The following is an 18,228-nucleotide window of genomic DNA, read 5'->3' as shown; positions in this document are numbered from 1 at the left end:
ACATGATGAATATATGGGAACAAAGTTATTCGGAGCTCCTGGCAAAGGTACAAAACAGCAACCCCCTCGTTCATAATATTACCAATGTGGTGGTCACCAACTTTACAGCCAACGGCCTGTATGCGCTAGGTGCTTCCCCGGTGATGGCTTATGCCCCTGAGGAAGTAGCAGATATGGCAAAAATAGCAGGCGCCGTCGTGTTAAATATCGGTACGCTGACCCGCGAGCTGGTGGACGCCATGATCATTGCTGGACAATCGGCGAATGCTCATGGTGTTCCAGTTCTGCTAGATCCGGTCGGTGCAGGAGCGACTAGCTTTAGAACCGAGTCAGCACTGCGAATTCTAAAGGAGGTTAACATCTCACTAGTACGAGGCAATGCAGCCGAAATCGCTCATCTGATCGGAGAAGCCCGAGAAATTAAGGGGGTCGATGCAGGCGACAGTGCTGACAGCGGTAATGTCGATTTGGCAGTTCGGGCTGCGCAGACACTCCGTACCATGGTTGCCATCACCGGAAAAGAGGACGTCATCACCGATGGAGTCGAAGTACGCTTGATTAGCGGCGGAGACTCTCTGCTTACGAAGGTAACCGGCACAGGCTGCCTGCTGACCTCCGTGTTGGGCGCCTTTGCAGCTGTTGAACCCAACCTGTTGCTTGCAGGTACAGCAGGTTTGGCTTTTTACAGTGCAGCAGCTTCCCGAGCCGCAGCGCATACCGCAAAGCTGGGGCCAGGCAGCTTCCAGATTGCCTTTCTTGACGAGCTCGCCAAACTGCATACCGGTTCGCTGGAGGGACATGTCACGATCCATGAAGCCGGAACAACCACAGCAGGTGGTGCGCAATGAGAGACGTACATGTACCGAGAGCGCTGACGATTGCCGGTTCGGACAGCGGCGGCGGAGCCGGAATTCAAGCCGATCTCAAAACCTTTCAGGAGCTTGGCGTATACGGTATGTCAGCTATTACGGCCATAACGGTACAAAATACCTTGGGAGTTCACGGTGTATATCCGCTGCCACAGGAAGCAACAGCAGAACAGATCGAAGCTGTAGGATCAGATCTTGGAGTCGACGCCCTAAAGACTGGCATGCTGTTTGATGCAGACATCATCCGCCTTGTAGCCGAGCAGATCCGAAAGTTCGGCTGGAAAAAGGTTGTCGTCGATCCTGTAATGATTGCCAAAGGGGGCGCAAAGCTGCTGCAACCAGAAGCGGTGCAGGCTTTGAACGACGACCTGCTCCCCTTGGCCTTGGTCGTCACACCCAATATACCAGAAGCGGAAGCCTTAACCGGGATAAGCATTCGTACGATGGAGGACCGCCGCGAGGCTGCGAGAATTATGAGCAGCCTCGGCCCCAAGTTCGTTGTGATCAAGGGCGGCCACGATGAGGAGAGCGAAAACAGCGGCCAGGTTGTTGATCTGCTCTTCGACGGAACAGTCTTTACAGAGCTGGTCGGCAAGCGGGTGCGGACTGTTCATACACATGGGACAGGATGTACGTTCTCAGCAGCCATTACCGCTGAATTAGGGAAAGGCGTGTCAGTACCGGAAGCTATTGTGAATGGAAGAGCCTTCATTCAGGCGGCAATTGAGGATACATTGTATTTGGGACAGGGACACGGCCCAACCAATCATTGGGCCTATCGCCGTCGTCAGGAGATACTCCAATGAGCAACCGAATATTACCTGATACCATGCGCCGGCATTTACAGATGTATCTGGTTCTTGGAAGCGTGAACTGCCTTGCGGAACCAAGTCGGGTCGTGCAAGAAGCTCTTGCTGGTGGTACAACCATGATCCAGTTTCGAGAAAAGGGCCGTAACGCATTAACAGGGGTGCCTATGTTCGAACTTGCGCGTCAGCTGCAAGATCTGTGCCACCGCGCTGGTATCCCCTTTATCGTCAATGACGATGTAGAGCTGGCTCTTGAGCTCAACGCTGACGGCGTCCATATCGGTCAGGACGATGAATCAGCTGATTCTGTGCGCGCGCGAATTGGAAACCGAATTCTTGGCGTCTCCGCCCATACGATTGAGGAAGCACGACGAGCCATCCTGCAAGGTGCGGACTATCTCGGCGTCGGGCCCATCTATCCTACCATCTCGAAGGATGATGCTCACGCCGTGCAGGGTCCGGCCATTTTGCATGAGATGCGCAAAGCAGGAATTGATCTGCCGATCGTTGGGATCGGGGGCATTACGATAGACCGTGTGGAGGAAGTGGTAGGTGCGGGTGCCAATGGTGTAGCGGTGATTTCGTCCGTGACGCAGGCAGAACAGATTCGAACTGTTACAGAGAAAATAAAGCAAAAGGTAGTGCTAAGCATTTACCATCCGGGGATGTCCCCAAAACTATAAAGTGCCTTTAATAGTTCACGCAAGAGCCTCATTTACACTAATAAAGTAGAGATGAGGCTCTGTGCTACTGATTTTTAAGCTTCCTATTCCCAGTACACTTGAGCTTGTTGAATACCCGATTAACTGTGAATATATGTCAATCATCTTTTCTAGTATTCGTATAGCATTCGAGAGCAATTAGAAAACGATATTTAATGATATTGGTTTTTGGTTCCCCACTCACATAACCCTTCTAAAACAGGCAATAGTGTTTCCGCCTTTTCTGTGAGACTGTACTCGACTTTAGGCGGAACTTGAGGATACTCTTTCCGGTTCACCAATCCATCCGCTTCCAATTCCTTTAGCTGTGAACTCAAGGTTTTATATGTAATAGCACCGATTTGTCTTTTCAGATCATTAAATCGAATTACTTTGTGTTCTGCCAGAAGATAAATAATAACCATTTTCCACTTGCCACCAATAACTGACACCGTATAACCAAAAGGTGTATCTTCAATTTTCTTAACTTTACCTTTAAATTCAGCCATACTCATATTCACACTATCCTTTCGGGTAGTACCTATCAAATTAGTGCGTACTACGTTTTTATTTGCGTTCAGTTTATACTAACCGTAATTTGAAGTAAAGGAGAGAAAAACATGACTAAAACAATACGCCTCTTAATGCCGCAATGGCAAGGAGGAAACAATCCTAACTACTCTTTTGGAGCTGAACTGCTGGCTTGGCTAGCCCCAGACAATGATCAACCCCTTATTCATGTTCCGGTTCAAGCTTATGATGGAACTCCGCTTGACAACGAGAACGGTATGAATGGGAGAATACAGCTACTTGAGCAATTAGAGGCTGCTCATCATCTCATTGACGCTCATAAGCCAGATCGCATTGTAATGTTTGGGGGTGACTGCTTAGTCGAACAGGCCCCGTTTGCCTATTTAAACGAACGATACGGCGGGGAATTAGGGTTAATTTGGATCGATGCCCACAGTGATTTAGTTAGATATGTAGGCTATGATAACGGACATACATTACCGCTTGGAAATCTATTAGGAGAGGGAGATGAGGAGTTCGCAAAACATGTCAAAGTTCCTCTTAAGCCTGAAAATGTCTTTATCGCTGGATTAGCAACTCCTACAGAAGAAGAGACAAAACTATTTTCAGAAACATTTCAAAAGCTAGGTGTTACCACTCCAGAAACAGATACTGAAGTGATTCAAAGATTAGGGATTCGAACTGCTGAAACCCAAGAGTTAACGAACAGTACCGTATCTATAAAAGAATGGATTAAAGAAAACGATATCAAGCACCTGGCTATTCATCTTGATTTAGACGTACTTGACCCAAAAGCATTTCGTTCTTTATTATTTGCCAATCCTGAAGCTCCCTATAATCTTTCACCTGCGGGAACAATGCAAATGCCTCAACTACTTCATCTGATTAAAGAGCTAACTGAAGAAACCGATGTAGTTGGATTAGGTATAACCGAACATATGCCGTGGGATTCCATTAACTTGAAGAATCTGCTTGGGGAAATACCTATTTTAAATCAATAATTCTACTTACGAACTGTGCATGTATCTTGATGTTAATTTTCGCAATGGAATTATGAGAGTCCGGAATAGAGTATATGCAAAAGAAGGACTCCTCTGGAATTTATTCTGTTATGGAGTCCTTTTCTATTTTTATTTACTAATTCTTGAATAGCACACCACCAACAATAAAAAAGAATAACCAGGATTTTAGGTGGTCGCTCGCTCTACTAATTTGAATTCCAAGGGATGTAATTCTTCCTGAAGCCCCTCTAGGGCATTTCGAATCATAATGAAAGCATTTTCCGCTTGCTTGTCAATCGGGTAATGAATGGTGGTTAAATCAAGCAAATGCGAAATTTCGATGTTATCAAAGCCTACCACTGCAACATCACTCGGGACAGAAACACCGAGCCTACGTGCCTCGGTCAAAATCCCTGCAGCTAAACAATCGGTCGAACAAGCGAAGGCATCCGGCTTGTTGGGCTGTTCACCCCACCAGTGGGCAATTTGTTCACCCGCTTCAATTGAATTTAAACCATAAAAATGCGGAAAGGCATCGGCGTTCAGATCATATTTTTTGCAAAAATCATGATAGGCCCGTATGCGCTCCTTCGTATTCAGTCCCTTCATATTCCCATATACATTCACAATGCTGCGGTAACCTCTGGTATACAGATGCTCCAGTGCAAGCATGTACCCCTGATACTGATCCATAAATACAGACGGGATGGCCTCAATGTTTACACGCTGCCACGTCACAATTGGACCATATTTGGTGTAGTGCTCAATCACACTCCACTCATTGACGCGAATCATACAGACCAAGGCGTCCAGTTGCTTTCTCCGTAACATTTCCAGTGCTTCAAGCTCCCGTTCCTTTTCTCCATTCGTAATAAATAGCGCCATATTAAAACCATGCTCCTGAGCATAGGTTGTAAATCCACGCACAAATAAACCCAATGAATCATTAAAAGAAATTGAAATAATTCCTATGAGCTTGGTCATGCCCTTTTTTAGTGAAACCGCATTCAAATTGGGAACATAATCCAGTCGGTCTATGACCTCCTGTACACGTTGCCTTGTCGGTTCACTTACGTATGGATGGTTATTAATGACACGGGACACCGTTGCCGAGGATACACCCGCCAGCTTTGCAATTTCATGAATATTTGCCACATTTCTCACCTCGTTCTTTTATTTTAGCATGTTCGTGTTTAGCATGTTTCGTGGCCTCGCCCTATAATTGTCACCTTCTCCAAATAAGTTTTTTAAAAGCGCTTGACCTGTAATGCATTACAGGGATTACAGTGAATTTGAGCTTAGGAAAGCGGTTTTAAAAAACATACTCAGGAGGCACTAACCATGAAAAAAGGCATAAAAATCGCAACTATTGGCGGAGGCTCCAGCTATACACCAGAATTAGTAGAAGGCTTCATCAAACGTTATGCAGAGCTTCCCATCCGGGAATTATGGCTGGTAGATATTGAGGCAGGACGCGAAAAGCTGGAGATCGTAGGAGCCATGGCCCAACGGATGGTGAAGGCCGCTGGTATTGATTGTGAGGTACATTTGACGCTGGATCGTCGGGAAGCGTTGAAGGATGCCGATTTTGTCACGACCCAATTTCGGGTAGGCTTGCTGGAAGCACGGATCAAGGATGAAAGCATTCCTTTGAAACACGGCATGATCGGTCAGGAAACCAATGGGGCTGGGGGGATGTTCAAAGCCTTCCGTACCATACCTGTTATCCTCAGTATCGTCGAAGATATGAAAGAACTGTGTCCGAATGCATGGCTGATTAATTTTACTAACCCTGCGGGCATGGTCACTGAAGCGGTGCTTCGTTATGGTCAGTGGGATAAAGTTATCGGATTATGTAATGTTCCAATCGGCGCGATCAAGAGTGCATCGGCTGTGCTGGACAAACCGGAAGAAGATCTGTTCTTTAAATTTGCAGGCATTAACCACCTTCATTGGCACAAAGTTTATGACAAAACCGGTGAAGAATTAACAGAGCAAGTTATCGAAGGACTATACGCGCCTGGCGCAAAACCGGAGAAGGTCGTTGAAAATATTAAGAACATGCGCTTCCTGTATGATCAGGTTCGTCAATTAAAAATGCTGCCTTGTCCGTATCATCGGTATTACTACATGACTGATAACATGCTCAAGGAAGAATTAGAGGAGGCCAAAAACGAAGGAACTCGGGGCCAAGTCGTCAAACGTCTGGAAGAGAGTCTATTTGAACTGTATAAAGATCCGAATCTGGATTACAAACCGGAGGAACTATCCAAACGCGGCGGTGCGCATTACAGCGATGCTGCCTGTGAAATCATCAACTCTATCCACAATAACAAAGGCACACTGATGGTGGTTAGCACACGTAACAATGGTGCGATTGATGATGTCCCTTATGATAGCGCCATTGAAGTAACCAGTGTCATTCGCGCGCATGGTGCGGAGCCCGTTAACTTTGGCAAATTCCCGCCAGCACAACGGGGGCTGCTGCAAGTGATGAAGGCGATGGAAGAGCTGACCATTGAAGCGGCGGTTACTGGTGACTATGCGACAGCGCTGCAAGCCTTCACCCTGAATCCGCTCGTTCCAAGCGGGGATATCGCCCAAACTGTGCTGGATGAAATGCTGGAAGCACACAAAGAGCATCTACCTCAATTTTTTGCTCATAAAGAGAAGGCGACAGTATAAGACCAAAATCAATGATACTGCCGGAATAAAAAAAAACTTCCTACATGTAGGAAGCTTTTGCTATACGTCCCAGGAGGGATTCGAACCCCCGACCGACGGCTTAGAAGGCCGTTGCTCTATCCAGCTGAGCTACTGGGACAAAATGATAATTCATAAAACCTTATGTATTCAGTGCATTAATGATTATATCACATTTTGGGCAACTGTCAAAAGCATTTTTTCATTATACAGGAAAGCAGGCTGCAAAAGGAATCATTTGGACGCTAACGGGGTATTATGTACAAAGAACGATGCCAAAAAGGAGGGGTTAATCCGTGAGAGGCCTTCTGTCTTCACTTTGCTATTTCAGCATTTTTTTCGCACCTTTTCTAGTGCCGGTCATTGTGTGGATTGCAGTTCGGGACGAATATGTTCAGGGACATGCGAAAAAAGCCGTTTTATCGCATATTTTCCCCATTATTGCGGCGATTCCGCTAGTGTATTTTATTATAACGGCCAATCATGCAGGTTCGGTTATCGGGTTTGTACTGCTCTTTGTAGTGGTCTATCTCGGCGTGTTTGTCTATAACATCTACAAAGGGATTATGACGCTGCGTGAAGCGGCTTAATTCAAAAGAAGCCTCTCGTATTCGCAAATTTGACGAATACGGAGGCTTCTTTGGGATCATTTATAAATGAGCGTTACTCAGTTTTATGACTGTTTATTTATTACCGAAGCGTCTAGGACTTCTTCGCACCTCATGCCTTACATTTTTCTCCATTACTTCTTCTGCGAACTCATTGTTATGAATATAACTGCTGCCTTTGTTCTTCTTATACTTCGTTTTGCCGTCTATGATTTCCCCCTCCTTTCACGCTGATTTGGTGATGGCGCTGGTGTCCAAATTAACAAAAGTCGAGGTATAGCACACCATATCCTCATGCCCCGAACTCCTTGGCAAATTCTGTACTAAGCTGCCCATAGGAGAGCAATTCCCTTTTGAACTTTTCCCGTTCCTCACCAGCGGTAATATGCGTAGAGTCTGTAAAAGCCTTGTCTGTCACTTCCTCAAATGCCGAATGCAGATTATTGTCGTACCAATCCAACTCCAGATCGGCATCATTGCGGATGATCCGTACCATGTCATAGTCAGGCTGACCTTCCTTCTGATCCGTGGCTGTAATATAGACCAGCAGCTCGGGGTCATCTGCGGCACCGGGTCGCACTTCTACCTCAGCGCAGCGCACTCCGTCAAGCTCAGTGAAGCGGCGAATTTTGGCATCCTTGATGTAGTACATTGTCTCCCTCCTTCCTCACGAATAGACGGGTTGCCCCATTTGTAGTTTTCGGAACGGACAGACATTTTATGCTTCTTTTCGGCATATATACTGATGAACTGGGGATTTGGTTTTGATTCATTCCAACACTGGATGAACACGACAAAGAGAGGATGAATAGACATGTGCGGAATTACAGGTTTCATACAGTGGAACGGAGACTTAATGCATCAATCTGAGCTACTGCTGAATATGACGCAAACGCTCTCCGATCGCGGACCGGACGCTGCGGGTACCTGGATATCCAACCCGTGTGCCTTCGGACACCGAAGACTAAGCGTAATGGACCCGGAAAACGGCGCTCAGCCCATGATCCGGCAGCTTGAGGATATCACTTATACGATTGTATATAACGGGGAAATATATAACGCACCTGAGCTGAAAAAAGAGCTGCAGCAACGCGGACATTTTTTCCGTACACAATGCGACACAGAGGTACTGCTGGAATCCTATATCGAATGGGGACCGGATTGTGTAGATCGGTTGAACGGCATCTTTGCCTTTGCCGTCTGGGATAGCGAGCGGGAGCAGGTCTTTCTGGCACGAGATCGGCTGGGCGTGAAGCCGTTATTTTACAGCCAAACCGAAGATGTATTCGTATTTGGCTCCGAACCTAAAGCATTGCTTCAGCATCCAGCGGTGGAGGCAGCAGTAGACGCCGAGGGCTTGGCAGAAATCTTTATCATTGGGCCTGCCCGTACTCCCGGACACGGCGTCTATTCATCCATGAAGGAGCTCCGTCCCGGACATACCCTTACCTACAGCCGTGACGGCGTACGCATTCAAGCCTACTGGAAGCTGGAAAGCATTGCGCATGAGGATAACACCGAAGAAACGGCACTCAAGGTACGAGAGCTGTTGATGGATACCGTAGAGCGGCAGCTTATTTCAGATGTACCGGTATGTACCTTATTGTCTGGCGGGCTAGATTCAAGCGCCCTGTCCGCATTAGCCGTCGATTATTACAAACGCACCGGGCAGGGACAAGTTCATACGTATTCGGTCGATTATGTGGATAACGACAAGCATTTTAAAGCCCATGCGTTTCAGCCCGGAGCTGATGCCCCATGGATACAGCGGATGGTCGATGAATTGGGGACAAATCATCACTGGATTGAATTCGATACACCGGAAGTTGTAGCCGCTCTGAACAACTCTACGCTAACGCGGGATTTACCCGGTATGGCAGACGTGGATTCGTCACTGTATCTCTTTTGCCGGGAGATTAAAAAGGGTGCTACTGTTGCCATTTCTGGTGAAGCAGCGGATGAAGTGTTTGGCGGATATCCATGGTTTCACCGGGAGGATATGCTGAATTCGGGTACATTCCCGTGGGCGGTTGCTCCCGATATGAGGGCCAGTCTGCTATCCCCCGAGGTTCGAGACTGGATCAAGCCGCTGGAGTATTTGAACGATCGCTACTCAGAAGCAATCGGAGAAGTACCGAAGCTACCGGGGGAAACAGGAAAAGCTGCGCAAATGCGCATCATGTCCTATTTGAACATCACCCGTTTTATGCCTACCCTGCTGGATCGTAAGGACCGGATGAGTATGGGGGTCGGACTCGAAGTACGGGTGCCGTATTGCGATCATCGGCTGGTGCAATATGTATGGAACATTCCGTGGAGCATTAAGATGACAGGCGGACGTGAAAAAGGTATTTTGCGCAAAGCGCTGGAGGGCGTATTGCCGGATGATGTGTTATATCGCAAAAAAAGCCCGTATCCCAAAACGCATAACCCCTCCTATCTTGCCGCTGTGAAAAAGCAGGCGCTACAACTGCTGGATGATTCCTCTTCCCCACTGCTCAAGCTGATTGATGTGCAAAAGGTACGGGAAATTGCCGCCTCACCGGAGGCATCCACCAATCTGCCTTGGTTTGGTCAGCTAATGTCGGGTCCGCAGTTGTTTGCTTACTTGACCCAAGTGGATAACTGGCTGCGCACTTACAAAGTGGCTATTCGATAAAATGTGCTGACTGCTTATGTCGTAAAGTACGAAGTGGCAATCGCCAGTGTTTCTTCGATCCGTAATATACAAAGAATAAAAGGTACCAAAAAGGCTATCCGCAGCCTATGACTGACGGATAGCCTTTTTTCATATATAACAGGCTTATAATTCGCCTGCTGTCCAACTATTCCTGTGGGCTACCTAGTTTAGTGGCCAAATTACGCAGGGCTATGCCTCGATGACTGATAGCCTGCTTTTGTTCCAACGTCAGCTCGGCCATCGTCTTTTCAAACTCTGGCAAATAAAACAGTGGATCATATCCAAACCCACCGCCGCCCGCGGTTTCAGTTGTAATCCAGCCCTCCACGGAGCCCGTCGATTCCAACGTCTCCCCAGTCTGTGGATTATACAAAATCAAGGTACAGACAAATTGAGCCGGGCTCAGTAAAGGCTGTCCAGTATCATCACCAAGCTGCTTCGATTCCAGAACGTCGAGCAGCTTGATATTGTTTTCGTGATCGCTGGCACCTTCCCCAGCATAACGGGCTGAATATACCCCCGGCGCACCGTCCAGCAAGTCCACGCACAGGCCGGAGTCATCGGCCAGCACTGGCAATCCGAGCGCATCTCCTACCGCTTTGGCTTTTTTCAGTGCATTTTCGGTAAAGGTTGTGCCATCCTCAACGACATCAGGAATGTCTGGATAATCGTACATACTTCTGACTTCCTTGCCAAACGGTGCAAAAGCATGTGCAAATTCCCGCACCTTCCCTTTATTCTTCGTAGCGACAATGACGACCGGACCATCCAGACGCATTAGGCCCCAGCTCCTGTACGTCCAGCGCCGATCTTATCGGCAATCGGTCCGAGCACTTCTTTTTGGCGCTCGATCATTTGCAGAATCCCTTGTTCGCCCAAGCTAAGCAACTGATCCAATTCCTGACGGTCGAATGGGCTTTCTTCCCCTGTACCTTGCAGTTCAACGTACTTTCCACTGCCAGTCATGACGAGATTCATGTCTACCTTGGCCTTGGAATCCTCTTCATAATTCAAATCCAGCAGCGCCTTTTCGCCAACAACCCCTACGCTGACGGAAGCTAGAAAATCCGTAATCGGGAAAACAGGCAACTTGTGCTGGGTCGCAATTTTATTTACTGCAATCGCCAACGCTACGAAAGAACCGGTAATGGAGGTTGTACGTGTCCCGCCGTCCGCCTGAATGACGTCACAGTCCAATGTAATCGTCCGTTCACCAAGCGCCTGCAAATTGACAACCGAACGCAACGCTCTTCCGATCAGACGCTGAATTTCCATAGTACGGCCTGTCAGCTTGCCGCGCGCAGCTTCACGCTGATTACGGCTATGTGTCGCCCGCGGAAGCATAGAATATTCTGCGGTCACCCAGCCTTTTCCTTGGCCCTTCATAAAGGGCGGAACGCGTTCTTCCACCGTTGCTGTACAGATGACTTTCGTCTCGCCAACCTCTATAAAAACAGAGCCCTCCGCGTATTTATTTACTCCTGCTGTCAATTTCATCGGGCGCAGCTCATCACTGTTTCGTCCGTTAGATCTATTCATGCTTTTTCCTCCTACGTCGTATGCAACCTGTTCTTATATGTTTATTTTACCAAAGTGTGCAGGCAAAAGCACCCCAAGGACGATTCCCTGTCCCTAAAGAGGAATTTCGTTAATGTGTTGCGGCTTGGCTACTGGCTCTCCATAATTTTGATTATTTTGACCCATCACGCTTTTCTCACCATTTAATTCAATGCGAACTTTCGTTTTGAGCGCATCATCCGAATTGTCCGTCGCTGTCAGTACGACTGATTCCAAAAATTCAGCAGGCACGGCTTCCCCCTTGGCAAACATATCATCCGAGAGTGATACCGTAATAACGTTGTCCTTGGAGCGTTCTACCGATTTCAGCGCCGTCTCTCCTGTCATCACTTCCTGCAATCCATCCTTGGTTTGCGGACCTTGAATTAATTGGTGCAGAGCGGACTGGACACGATCCCTTTCCGGACTGACCAGTCGTGTTACAGGTACATAATATTGAACTCCAGCAGGAGAAGATGAAGAGAAATACACAGTGACCGGACTGGAATCCAGCGGGGTCACGCCCTGCCCGACCTCCAAATTAATCCCTACTGCGCGCGTCAGTGGATGATCCAGCGGTGTGCCGCCCACAGGCATTTCGTTTAGCTTTTTGCCATCCACCCAAATTTGTACGCTCTTAATATCGGGACGATCGGTCAGGGTCCAGGTCAAGCTTTCCATTAATTTACGTTCTTCCTGCGGCTTGTAGCTGGCGAAAGATTTGTTGAATTCGATAACAGCCAACTTGTTGCTCTTGTCCACCGTCACACTTTTCACTTCCGTACCCTGGGGCAGTACACCTTTAAATCCCTCTGGTAATAAGCCGGCATATGGCCCACCCTCAACCAATGTTTCCAGCGCCGACTTGGCATCTGTCTGTACATCACCTGTAGCAATCGGCAAAGATACTGGCGCCAGCAACCCGTTTTGATCTTGCAAAAAAACAGCCCTCAGTTGCCCGGTCGTGGCAGGTGCTTTTCCGGTTACAGCCTTGATCATGGACTGCTCTGTCGTGGACGGCGGTGGGTCAATGGACGCAGCTTCATTGCCGAAAAGGCTGCATCCGGACAACAACAGGGGCAGGGATAGCAGTCCGGCTACAGAGGTCATACGCCATGGGTGTTTTATGTTCATAAATGAAGTTCCTCCCTAACAATATTGTACAGATTGTACTAATATGTATACGAGCCCCGCGTAAAAAATAACTACTTTTTCAGCAGACTGGACACACTGGTCATAATTGCAGTAGAAATTAGATCTACAGAGGAGGGCAATTTCAACTTTATGAACAAGAAAAAAGTACCTTACAGCCTGAATAGTAAAAAGGTAGCCGATGCCACCCGCGAGTGGCTGCACAAACGTGGTGTAAGCATGACTGAGATCGCTGAACTGGTTATGCTTCTACAGAAAAAGTATTACCCAACTCTAACAATGGAAGAATGTATTGAAAATGTGGACAAGGTGTTGATGAAGCGCGAGGTGCAAAATGCCGTGCTTACGGGTATTCAACTGGACATCCTTGCCGAACAGGGTGCGCTTCTTCCCCCATTGCAGGATATGATTGAGAATGACGAGGGATTATACGGGGTGGATGAAATTCTCGCCTTCTCCATCGTCAATGTGTATGGCAGCATTGGATTTACTAATTACGGTTATGTCGATAAGCTCAAACCAGGTGTGCTGGAACGCCTGAACGATAAGAGCCTTGGGCCGATTCATACGTTCCTGGACGATATTGTAGGTGCAATCGCAGCCTCGGCCAGCAGTCGTATCGCCCACCGCAAGCAGGCCGAGCGCGAGCAGGAGCTTGGAGAAGAAAGCGCACCGAATACAACACGCTAACAACGATACCCTAATTACAAAAAATGCGATGGATGCACCAGATATATACAGGGTAAGAGGAGAACTGGACATGGCATACGTAGCTGAAGGATATACATTCCGTACGATGCAGGCTGACGATTATGATCAAGCTATTGCACTGTGGAATGGCTTAGACGGATTAGGATTGAGCGAGGCTGACTCACCGGAGCGAATTGCACGCTTTTTGCAGCGGAATGAAGGACTTAGCTTTGTCTGTGAATACGCTGGAAACATCATAGGCACGATTTTAGCAGGCCATGATAGTCGCAGAGGGTTTCTGTATCATCTGGGTGTAGCCACAGAGCATCGTGGTCATGGGATTGCGCCCAGATTGGTGGATAGAGCCTTGTCTGCTTTGCTCAACGAAGGCATTGATAAATGTCATCTGTTTGTGATGGAGCATAACACAGGAGGCCAACGTTTCTGGTCAGCTAACGGCTGGGAGAAGCGAGATGGGATTTTATTATATTCGCGAGGGCTGGCATAGGATCATGAATACTTGATCTATGTAAATTGGACGCCGGGTCTGATTCAAATTGAGCTAGGAATGATGGACAGACCCGGCGTATAAAATCCAGCTTATTGAGTGGTGGTCCTGACGATTGAAGGGAGTCTACCTTCTACCTCCTACCTTCTACTATATCTTGCGGATTGCAATCAATGTTGAGGTCGCAATGTACGTTCTACAATGTTCAGTGTGGATTGGCGAGAGAAAAATCGGGATACTTGAGCTACCCAATAGTTTTGTCGACCAGATATCATGTGACTGCGCCCCTTTTCAAATGCTTTTAAAGCGTTATGGACAACAGTTTGTGGGGTTTCTCTGGAACCTACAGAAGCTTCACTGGAGCCTACTACATCAAAAAATGAGGTTTCGGTTGCACCCGGACAGAGGGCGAGCACTTTCAGCCCCCGTTTTCGATTTTCGGCCCACAGCGCTTCGCTAAACGAAAGCACGAATGCTTTGGTTGCTCCATATACAGCCATATAGGGATCTGGCTGAAATGCGGCCGTGGATGAGACATTAATGAGCCCGCCATCCCGGTTACGCAATAAATCAGGCATGAATGCGTGTGTGATGTCAACCAAAGCAGCGACATTGAGCATGATCTCCTCATGCTGTCGTTCTCCTGAAACCTGTTCAAAGTACCCATAGGTGGCAAACCCGGCGTTGTTAATCAAAAGATCTACCTTGAGTTGTTGCTTTTGAACTTCCTGATGCAAAGTTTGAGGGGCACCTGATGTGGAAAGATCCAGCGCAATCACTGTTGCTTTTACGTTATATTGGGCCGAGAGCTCTTTCGCCAGTGCTTGTAATTTGGTTTCATTGCGCGCCACCAAAATGAGATTACATTTCTTAGCTGCGAGCGAATAGGCAAATGCCTCGCCAATCCCGGATGAAGCTCCTGTAATTAGTGCTGTTTTGTTTGCATACATAAACATGATGATGACCTCCATAGTTTCGTTGTTTTATTTTAGAAACATTGTTACCAATACTCTATAATGAACTGAAGCCATCACGATGACGACCTCAGCACACTTCATATTTACGCTGGAGATGATGAGGATTTACACACATCAAGCGTATTTTTCAGTGTAAATGCATACACTTCTTGCGCCATGTCCACAGTCAAAAAATGACCTGCAAATTGTAGGTGTATCACCCCGTGTAAAGCTGACCACAACATTCGGACAACCAGTAGCGGGTCCTGCTCTTTCAGCGCTCCCTGCTCCATAGCGTGTACAACGGTTTGCAGAATTCGTGATAATGCCGTGGTGGTGCCCTCCAAGCTCTGTTCATCCGGCTTAAAATCAGATAATGCCCCGCCAAACATCATTTTGTAATAGGCTGAATGAAGCCGCGCAAATTCCCAATATGCCCAGCATAAAGCTTCCAGATCAGTGAGTACGTTTTTTGTAACAGGTACTTGTTGAAAGGTTTCAGCCAATAGCCGGCATCCATCCAGATACATCTCATTGGCAAGACCGTCCTTACTGCCAAAAATACTATAAATGATCTTAGTGGAACAATTTAATTTCTGTGCAACTCGCCGTACAGTCACAGCCTCAGGCCCTTCTTCTACAAGAAGGATGCATGCGGCATCAATCACATTTTTACGGAGCAATTGCTGCTGCTGTAACTTTACCTCAGAATAGGTTTTATAAGGTTGCGATGGCTCAGACATCATTCAATGCACTTCCTTTGTTTATTTCGGTAACACTGTTTCCTTACAGAATCATAGTATTCCATCCTTGTATGTTTGTCAAATAAAAAAGAGCGCCACATAAGTAGATACACTTACTGCGCTCTGGTCGGATGTTTAAAGATAAAGCTATATTTTGCGTTCCACGATCAATAGGCAATGCCCACCCTTGCACGAATAAAATCGTAACTTGTCCACTGACGATAGGTAAAATCAGCTGTATCCGCAGTGGTAATCTGTGAACCGTCTTCGGGCAAAAAATCTTTTTCCACGCGATATACACCTGTACGTTCGCCATCCGGCAGATAGGTCGGACATACGATTGTCCAGTCTAATGCCGATTCACGCAGCAATTCGTACACCCGCCGATGTTCTTCGGCCGCACGGGTGCTGCGTCGCCGGGTATCGGAGGACTCGTACCGATATAGGCTCGGTTCGGTCCGGCTTTGCAAAATCCCTGCCGTTCCCACCGTAATAAGCCGATGAATGGACTGCTCCTGCATTTGCCGAATCAACAGACCTGTACTCACAGATAAGGTGGTGGTTCCATCTGTATTTAGTGCGCTGATTACAACTGCTGGCCCGTCCTTCAGCGCTTTCGCAATATCCTCCTCATTGGTGGCATCCCCTTGTATTATTTGCAGCTGTGTCCCATATTGAGATGCAAAATCCTCCAACTTGTCTGGTGAACGAACTAGGACAGTTACGGTATGACCATCCGCTAACGCATAATTTAATATATAACGGCCCACACGTCCGGTGGCTCCCAGCAGCAGCAAATTCATAAAGTTCTCTTTTCCCGGCATACATGCCGCTCATGTTGTTCTGTCATGTTGCATTGTCATATCACTGTACTCGCTCGTTAACTCCCCGGCATTATTGATAGCACAGAGGATAAAAGCGCGTGATAGGACGCTCCTCACACATAGATGCCCGTTCACGGCGCACCAGTTCCACCAGGTGAGCCAGCGTCTCCGACATGGCAAACCTTAGCTGGTGAATCCCCAGCTTGTCGCCGAACACGGCAATGCACAGCTCATAGGCTGTGCTGCCCTCCGGTTGGATGAGCTGCTGGAATTTCTCCAGCCGTTCTTCATGATGCGCCAGCAATGCTTGCGTCCGCTCGCGAAAATATCCAAACGGATTGCGGTGCCCGGGATAGGCCCATGCGACCTCCAGCTCACCTAGGCGCTGCAAGCCGTCTATATAAGACTTCAGCGGCTGGGCGTCACTGCCCGGCAGCAGACTGATATTAGGAGAAATCTGCGGCAACACCGCGTCACCGCACAAAATAATGCCGCTATTTGGCTCATATAAGGACACATGTCCAGGCGCATGTCCTCCAGTCTCTATGGGCATCCATCTACGTCCTCCACATTCCAGACAAGCGTCCGTTCCGGTTGGAATGAAGGTAATCTCAGGCTGTGGATTCACTTGCAAATAAGCCTGCTGCATATGTACTTCCAGAGCTGATACCTGCTCCAAAGGAAAGCCATGCTGCACAAACAGGCTGGGCAGCCTCTTCTCCATAGCAGTCGTCGATTCTGGATCACCCCACATCATCACCGCTTCCTTATGGCTGCGAGCTGACATATGTACGCGAGCCTGGCCTTGCTGCTGCATCCACCCCGCCAATCCATAATGATCAGGGTGATGATGTGTCACCACAATGTCCGAGATATCCCCAAAGGACATTCCGAGCTGTTGGAAGACATATGCCCATTCCGCCTCTGTATCCAGATTGCGCGGCCCTGGATCAACAATCGTAAAACCGTGCTGTCCTTTAAGCACATAACTATTCACCCAGCGAAGCGGAAAGGACATGGATATTTTGACCTGAAAGCCTCCATCTATTCGCTCACACGGCGTAAGCTCTGGCAATTTCATGGCTTCCCATCCGCCTTTCTGGTTCAAGCCCGCACACCGACAAAAATCATTCGAGGCGAAGCATCTTCTATATATTGATCTTCATCATAACTTCCGTGCACCTGCTCTACGGACAGCCCTGCTTGTTCGAGCAATTCACGGAACTTTTCATACGGATATAGCTTTACTCGCTCATCGTACACACGCGCAGGTTCTGCATCAGCATGAGTCGTGCCTAGATCAGAAGCTGCTTCTGTGGTCGTCACCGTTGCGGCTGACCGGATGGCAATTTGCTTTTTCACAAATCCATCTTCAATGACTCGGTGCTCCTCAATCCAATTTCCTTCATCCTCCCGGGACGAATGCGGCACCAAATGAGCAGCTACGTAGGAAGGGTTCAAATAATCTATAATAAAGCGGCCTCCCGGTTTCAATAGCCGATAAATTTCCTTTAATACTTTAAGCTGCTCCTCATCCTTCTCAAAATAACCGAAGGAGGTAAACAAATTGACCACCGCATCAAAGCTTTCTTCCAGCGGCACCGCTCTCATATCCCCTTGATGCCAGCTTACCCGCCCTTCGGTATCCGCTGCACGGGCCTCTCTCAGCAGTACATTGGAAAGGTCCACACCGGTCACGGTATAACCTGCATCGGCGAGTGCAAGCGAATGACGTCCCATCCCACAGCATAAATCCAATACGCTGGAGCCTTGCGGTAATTTGAGCCAGGAGATCATTTTTTGCACTTCCTGATAGGCTCCCTGAAAGTCGCGATGCTTGTATACCAATAAATAATCTTCCCCAAAGCTTTGCTCGTACCATTCTGCCATATCGTT

The 18,228-nt window shown here is 47.8% G+C and carries 20 protein-coding genes and 1 tRNA gene; 9 read left to right on the top strand and 12 right to left on the bottom strand.

Going from position 1 to position 18,228, the window contains the following annotated elements; genetic code table 11:
* Window positions 1-2 precede the first annotated feature (2 nt).
* The 3 genes from thiM to thiE are packed head-to-tail and all read left to right on the top strand — an operon-like array spanning window position 3 to window position 2,361.
* Window positions 3-848 (top strand): hydroxyethylthiazole kinase, encoded by an 846-nt coding sequence (thiM, locus tag ABEW32_RS11810; RefSeq protein WP_430187915.1) that lies wholly within the window; start codon window positions 3-5, stop codon window positions 846-848.
* Window positions 845-1,675: a bifunctional hydroxymethylpyrimidine kinase/phosphomethylpyrimidine kinase gene (gene thiD, locus ABEW32_RS11805; protein ID WP_430187913.1), complete on the top strand. Its 831-nt coding sequence runs from the start codon at window positions 845-847 to the stop codon at window positions 1,673-1,675. The genes thiM and thiD overlap by 4 nt, the downstream gene beginning before the upstream one ends.
* Entirely contained in the window at window positions 1,672-2,361 is a 690-nt protein-coding gene (gene thiE, locus ABEW32_RS11800) for a thiamine phosphate synthase (protein WP_430187911.1), read from the top strand. Before thiD ends, thiE begins: the two co-directional genes overlap by 4 nt.
* 191 nt (window positions 2,362-2,552) lie before the next feature.
* On the opposite strand, the gene ABEW32_RS11795 is transcribed toward thiE, so the two are convergent.
* Window positions 2,553-2,894 carry a winged helix-turn-helix transcriptional regulator gene (locus ABEW32_RS11795; protein ID WP_430187909.1) on the bottom strand — a complete coding sequence of 114 codons (342 nt, stop codon included), beginning with the start codon at window positions 2,892-2,894 and terminating at the stop codon, window positions 2,553-2,555.
* Window positions 2,895-2,999: 105 nt separating this feature from the next.
* Between ABEW32_RS11795 and ABEW32_RS11790 the strand changes: the two genes are divergently transcribed.
* On the top strand, window positions 3,000-3,911 hold the full coding sequence (locus ABEW32_RS11790) for an arginase family protein (RefSeq protein WP_430187907.1): 912 nt from the start codon (window positions 3,000-3,002) through the stop codon (window positions 3,909-3,911).
* 186 nt (window positions 3,912-4,097) lie between these two features.
* Here the strand turns inward: ABEW32_RS11790 and ABEW32_RS11785 are convergent, their stop codons facing one another.
* Entirely contained in the window at window positions 4,098-5,066 is a 969-nt protein-coding gene (locus ABEW32_RS11785) for a LacI family DNA-binding transcriptional regulator (protein ID WP_430187905.1), read from the bottom strand.
* A 186-nt stretch (window positions 5,067-5,252) separates the two neighbouring features.
* Between ABEW32_RS11785 and ABEW32_RS11780 the strand changes: the two genes are divergently transcribed.
* Window positions 5,253-6,596 carry a 6-phospho-beta-glucosidase gene (locus tag ABEW32_RS11780; protein ID WP_430187903.1) on the top strand — a complete coding sequence of 448 codons (1,344 nt, stop codon included), beginning with the start codon at window positions 5,253-5,255 and terminating at the stop codon, window positions 6,594-6,596.
* Between the two features lie 65 nt (window positions 6,597-6,661).
* On the opposite strand, the gene ABEW32_RS11775 is transcribed toward ABEW32_RS11780, so the two are convergent.
* Window positions 6,662-6,735: transfer RNA gene (locus ABEW32_RS11775), tRNA-Arg, on the bottom strand.
* 175 nt (window positions 6,736-6,910) lie between these two features.
* On the opposite strand from ABEW32_RS11775, the gene ABEW32_RS11770 reads away from it, so the two are divergent.
* A complete protein-coding gene (locus ABEW32_RS11770) occupies window positions 6,911-7,204 on the top strand; it encodes a magnetosome magnetite crystal formation protein family (protein ID WP_430187901.1) in 294 nt (97 codons plus the stop codon).
* 310 nt (window positions 7,205-7,514) lie between these two features.
* Here the strand turns inward: ABEW32_RS11770 and ABEW32_RS11765 are convergent, their stop codons facing one another.
* Window positions 7,515-7,874, bottom strand: coding sequence for a hypothetical protein (locus ABEW32_RS11765; protein ID WP_430187899.1), 360 nt, complete (start codon window positions 7,872-7,874; stop codon window positions 7,515-7,517).
* A gap of 162 nt (window positions 7,875-8,036) precedes the next feature.
* On the opposite strand from ABEW32_RS11765, the gene asnB reads away from it, so the two are divergent.
* Window positions 8,037-9,881, top strand: coding sequence for an asparagine synthase (glutamine-hydrolyzing) (asnB, locus tag ABEW32_RS11760; protein WP_430187897.1), 1,845 nt, complete (start codon window positions 8,037-8,039; stop codon window positions 9,879-9,881).
* Between the two features lie 166 nt (window positions 9,882-10,047).
* On the opposite strand, the gene ABEW32_RS11755 is transcribed toward asnB, so the two are convergent.
* From ABEW32_RS11755 to ABEW32_RS11745, 3 genes are all read right to left on the bottom strand, one after another.
* A complete protein-coding gene (locus ABEW32_RS11755) occupies window positions 10,048-10,680 on the bottom strand; it encodes an XTP/dITP diphosphatase (protein ID WP_430187895.1) in 633 nt (210 codons plus the stop codon).
* The gene (gene rph, locus ABEW32_RS11750; RefSeq protein ID WP_430187893.1) at window positions 10,680-11,441 is read right to left on the bottom strand and encodes a ribonuclease PH; all 762 of its coding nucleotides are present in this window, start codon (window positions 11,439-11,441) and stop codon (window positions 10,680-10,682) included. The genes ABEW32_RS11755 and rph overlap by 1 nt, the downstream gene beginning before the upstream one ends.
* Before the next feature lie 93 nt (window positions 11,442-11,534).
* On the bottom strand, window positions 11,535-12,593 hold the full coding sequence (locus ABEW32_RS11745; protein WP_430187891.1) for a GerMN domain-containing protein: 1,059 nt from the start codon (window positions 12,591-12,593) through the stop codon (window positions 11,535-11,537).
* 150 nt (window positions 12,594-12,743) lie between these two features.
* On the opposite strand from ABEW32_RS11745, the gene ABEW32_RS11740 reads away from it, so the two are divergent.
* A complete protein-coding gene (locus ABEW32_RS11740) occupies window positions 12,744-13,301 on the top strand; it encodes a phosphatidylglycerophosphatase A family protein (RefSeq protein WP_430187889.1) in 558 nt (185 codons plus the stop codon).
* Window positions 13,302-13,371: 70 nt separating this feature from the next.
* Window positions 13,372-13,809: a GNAT family N-acetyltransferase gene (locus ABEW32_RS11735; protein WP_430187887.1), complete on the top strand. Its 438-nt coding sequence runs from the start codon at window positions 13,372-13,374 to the stop codon at window positions 13,807-13,809.
* Window positions 13,810-13,979: 170 nt separating this feature from the next.
* Here ABEW32_RS11735 and ABEW32_RS11730 read toward each other — a convergent pair whose 3' ends face one another.
* The 5 genes from ABEW32_RS11730 to ABEW32_RS11710 all read right to left on the bottom strand — a co-directional run bounded on the left by ABEW32_RS11730 (window position 13,980) and on the right by ABEW32_RS11710 (window position 18,222).
* The gene (locus ABEW32_RS11730) at window positions 13,980-14,765 is read right to left on the bottom strand and encodes an SDR family NAD(P)-dependent oxidoreductase (protein ID WP_430187885.1); all 786 of its coding nucleotides are present in this window, start codon (window positions 14,763-14,765) and stop codon (window positions 13,980-13,982) included.
* A gap of 104 nt (window positions 14,766-14,869) precedes the next feature.
* Window positions 14,870-15,508 carry a TetR/AcrR family transcriptional regulator gene (locus ABEW32_RS11725; RefSeq protein ID WP_430188027.1) on the bottom strand — a complete coding sequence of 213 codons (639 nt, stop codon included), beginning with the start codon at window positions 15,506-15,508 and terminating at the stop codon, window positions 14,870-14,872.
* Window positions 15,509-15,675: 167 nt separating this feature from the next.
* Window positions 15,676-16,311 carry an NAD(P)-dependent oxidoreductase gene (locus tag ABEW32_RS11720; protein WP_430188025.1) on the bottom strand — a complete coding sequence of 212 codons (636 nt, stop codon included), beginning with the start codon at window positions 16,309-16,311 and terminating at the stop codon, window positions 15,676-15,678.
* A gap of 91 nt (window positions 16,312-16,402) precedes the next feature.
* On the bottom strand, window positions 16,403-17,413 hold the full coding sequence (locus tag ABEW32_RS11715) for an MBL fold metallo-hydrolase (RefSeq protein ID WP_430187883.1): 1,011 nt from the start codon (window positions 17,411-17,413) through the stop codon (window positions 16,403-16,405).
* A gap of 23 nt (window positions 17,414-17,436) precedes the next feature.
* Complete coding sequence (locus tag ABEW32_RS11710) at window positions 17,437-18,222, bottom strand: class I SAM-dependent methyltransferase (protein ID WP_430187881.1); 786 nt, start codon at window positions 18,220-18,222, stop codon at window positions 17,437-17,439.
* Window positions 18,223-18,228 lie beyond the last annotated feature (6 nt).

Origin of the sequence: Paenibacillus jamilae, assembly GCF_050482105.1 — a bacterium.
Taxonomy (GTDB): domain Bacteria; phylum Bacillota; class Bacilli; order Paenibacillales; family Paenibacillaceae; genus Paenibacillus; species Paenibacillus jamilae_B.
The sequence above is the reverse complement of the archived record's forward strand: the minus strand, read 5'-3'. Positions and strand labels throughout refer to the sequence as shown.

What these genes read in the sequence shown, in the direction of transcription:
- ABEW32_RS11755 (WP_430187895.1), bottom strand. Translation starts at nt 10,680, where the DNA reads ATGCGTCTGGATGGTCCGGTCGTCATTGTCGCTACGAAGAATAAAGGG.
- ABEW32_RS11735 (WP_430187887.1), top strand. Translation starts at nt 13,372, where the DNA reads ATGGCATACGTAGCTGAAGGATATACATTCCGTACGATGCAGGCTGAC.
- ABEW32_RS11730 (WP_430187885.1), bottom strand. Translation starts at nt 14,765, where the DNA reads ATGTTTATGTATGCAAACAAAACAGCACTAATTACAGGAGCTTCATCC.
- ABEW32_RS11715 (WP_430187883.1), bottom strand. Translation starts at nt 17,413, where the DNA reads ATGAAATTGCCAGAGCTTACGCCGTGTGAGCGAATAGATGGAGGCTTT.
- ABEW32_RS11725 (WP_430188027.1), bottom strand. Translation starts at nt 15,508, where the DNA reads ATGTCTGAGCCATCGCAACCTTATAAAACCTATTCTGAGGTAAAGTTA.
- thiD (WP_430187913.1), top strand. Translation starts at nt 845, where the DNA reads ATGAGAGACGTACATGTACCGAGAGCGCTGACGATTGCCGGTTCGGAC.
- ABEW32_RS11740 (WP_430187889.1), top strand. Translation starts at nt 12,744, where the DNA reads ATGAACAAGAAAAAAGTACCTTACAGCCTGAATAGTAAAAAGGTAGCC.
- ABEW32_RS11780 (WP_430187903.1), top strand. Translation starts at nt 5,253, where the DNA reads ATGAAAAAAGGCATAAAAATCGCAACTATTGGCGGAGGCTCCAGCTAT.
- ABEW32_RS11765 (WP_430187899.1), bottom strand. Translation starts at nt 7,874, where the DNA reads ATGTACTACATCAAGGATGCCAAAATTCGCCGCTTCACTGAGCTTGAC.
- ABEW32_RS11790 (WP_430187907.1), top strand. Translation starts at nt 3,000, where the DNA reads ATGACTAAAACAATACGCCTCTTAATGCCGCAATGGCAAGGAGGAAAC.
- ABEW32_RS11710 (WP_430187881.1), bottom strand. Translation starts at nt 18,222, where the DNA reads ATGGCAGAATGGTACGAGCAAAGCTTTGGGGAAGATTATTTATTGGTA.
- ABEW32_RS11745 (WP_430187891.1), bottom strand. Translation starts at nt 12,593, where the DNA reads ATGAACATAAAACACCCATGGCGTATGACCTCTGTAGCCGGACTGCTA.
- thiM (WP_430187915.1), top strand. Translation starts at nt 3, where the DNA reads ATGATGAATATATGGGAACAAAGTTATTCGGAGCTCCTGGCAAAGGTA.
- thiE (WP_430187911.1), top strand. Translation starts at nt 1,672, where the DNA reads ATGAGCAACCGAATATTACCTGATACCATGCGCCGGCATTTACAGATG.
- rph (WP_430187893.1), bottom strand. Translation starts at nt 11,441, where the DNA reads ATGAATAGATCTAACGGACGAAACAGTGATGAGCTGCGCCCGATGAAA.
- ABEW32_RS11720 (WP_430188025.1), bottom strand. Translation starts at nt 16,311, where the DNA reads ATGAATTTGCTGCTGCTGGGAGCCACCGGACGTGTGGGCCGTTATATA.
- ABEW32_RS11795 (WP_430187909.1), bottom strand. Translation starts at nt 2,894, where the DNA reads ATGAGTATGGCTGAATTTAAAGGTAAAGTTAAGAAAATTGAAGATACA.
- asnB (WP_430187897.1), top strand. Translation starts at nt 8,037, where the DNA reads ATGTGCGGAATTACAGGTTTCATACAGTGGAACGGAGACTTAATGCAT.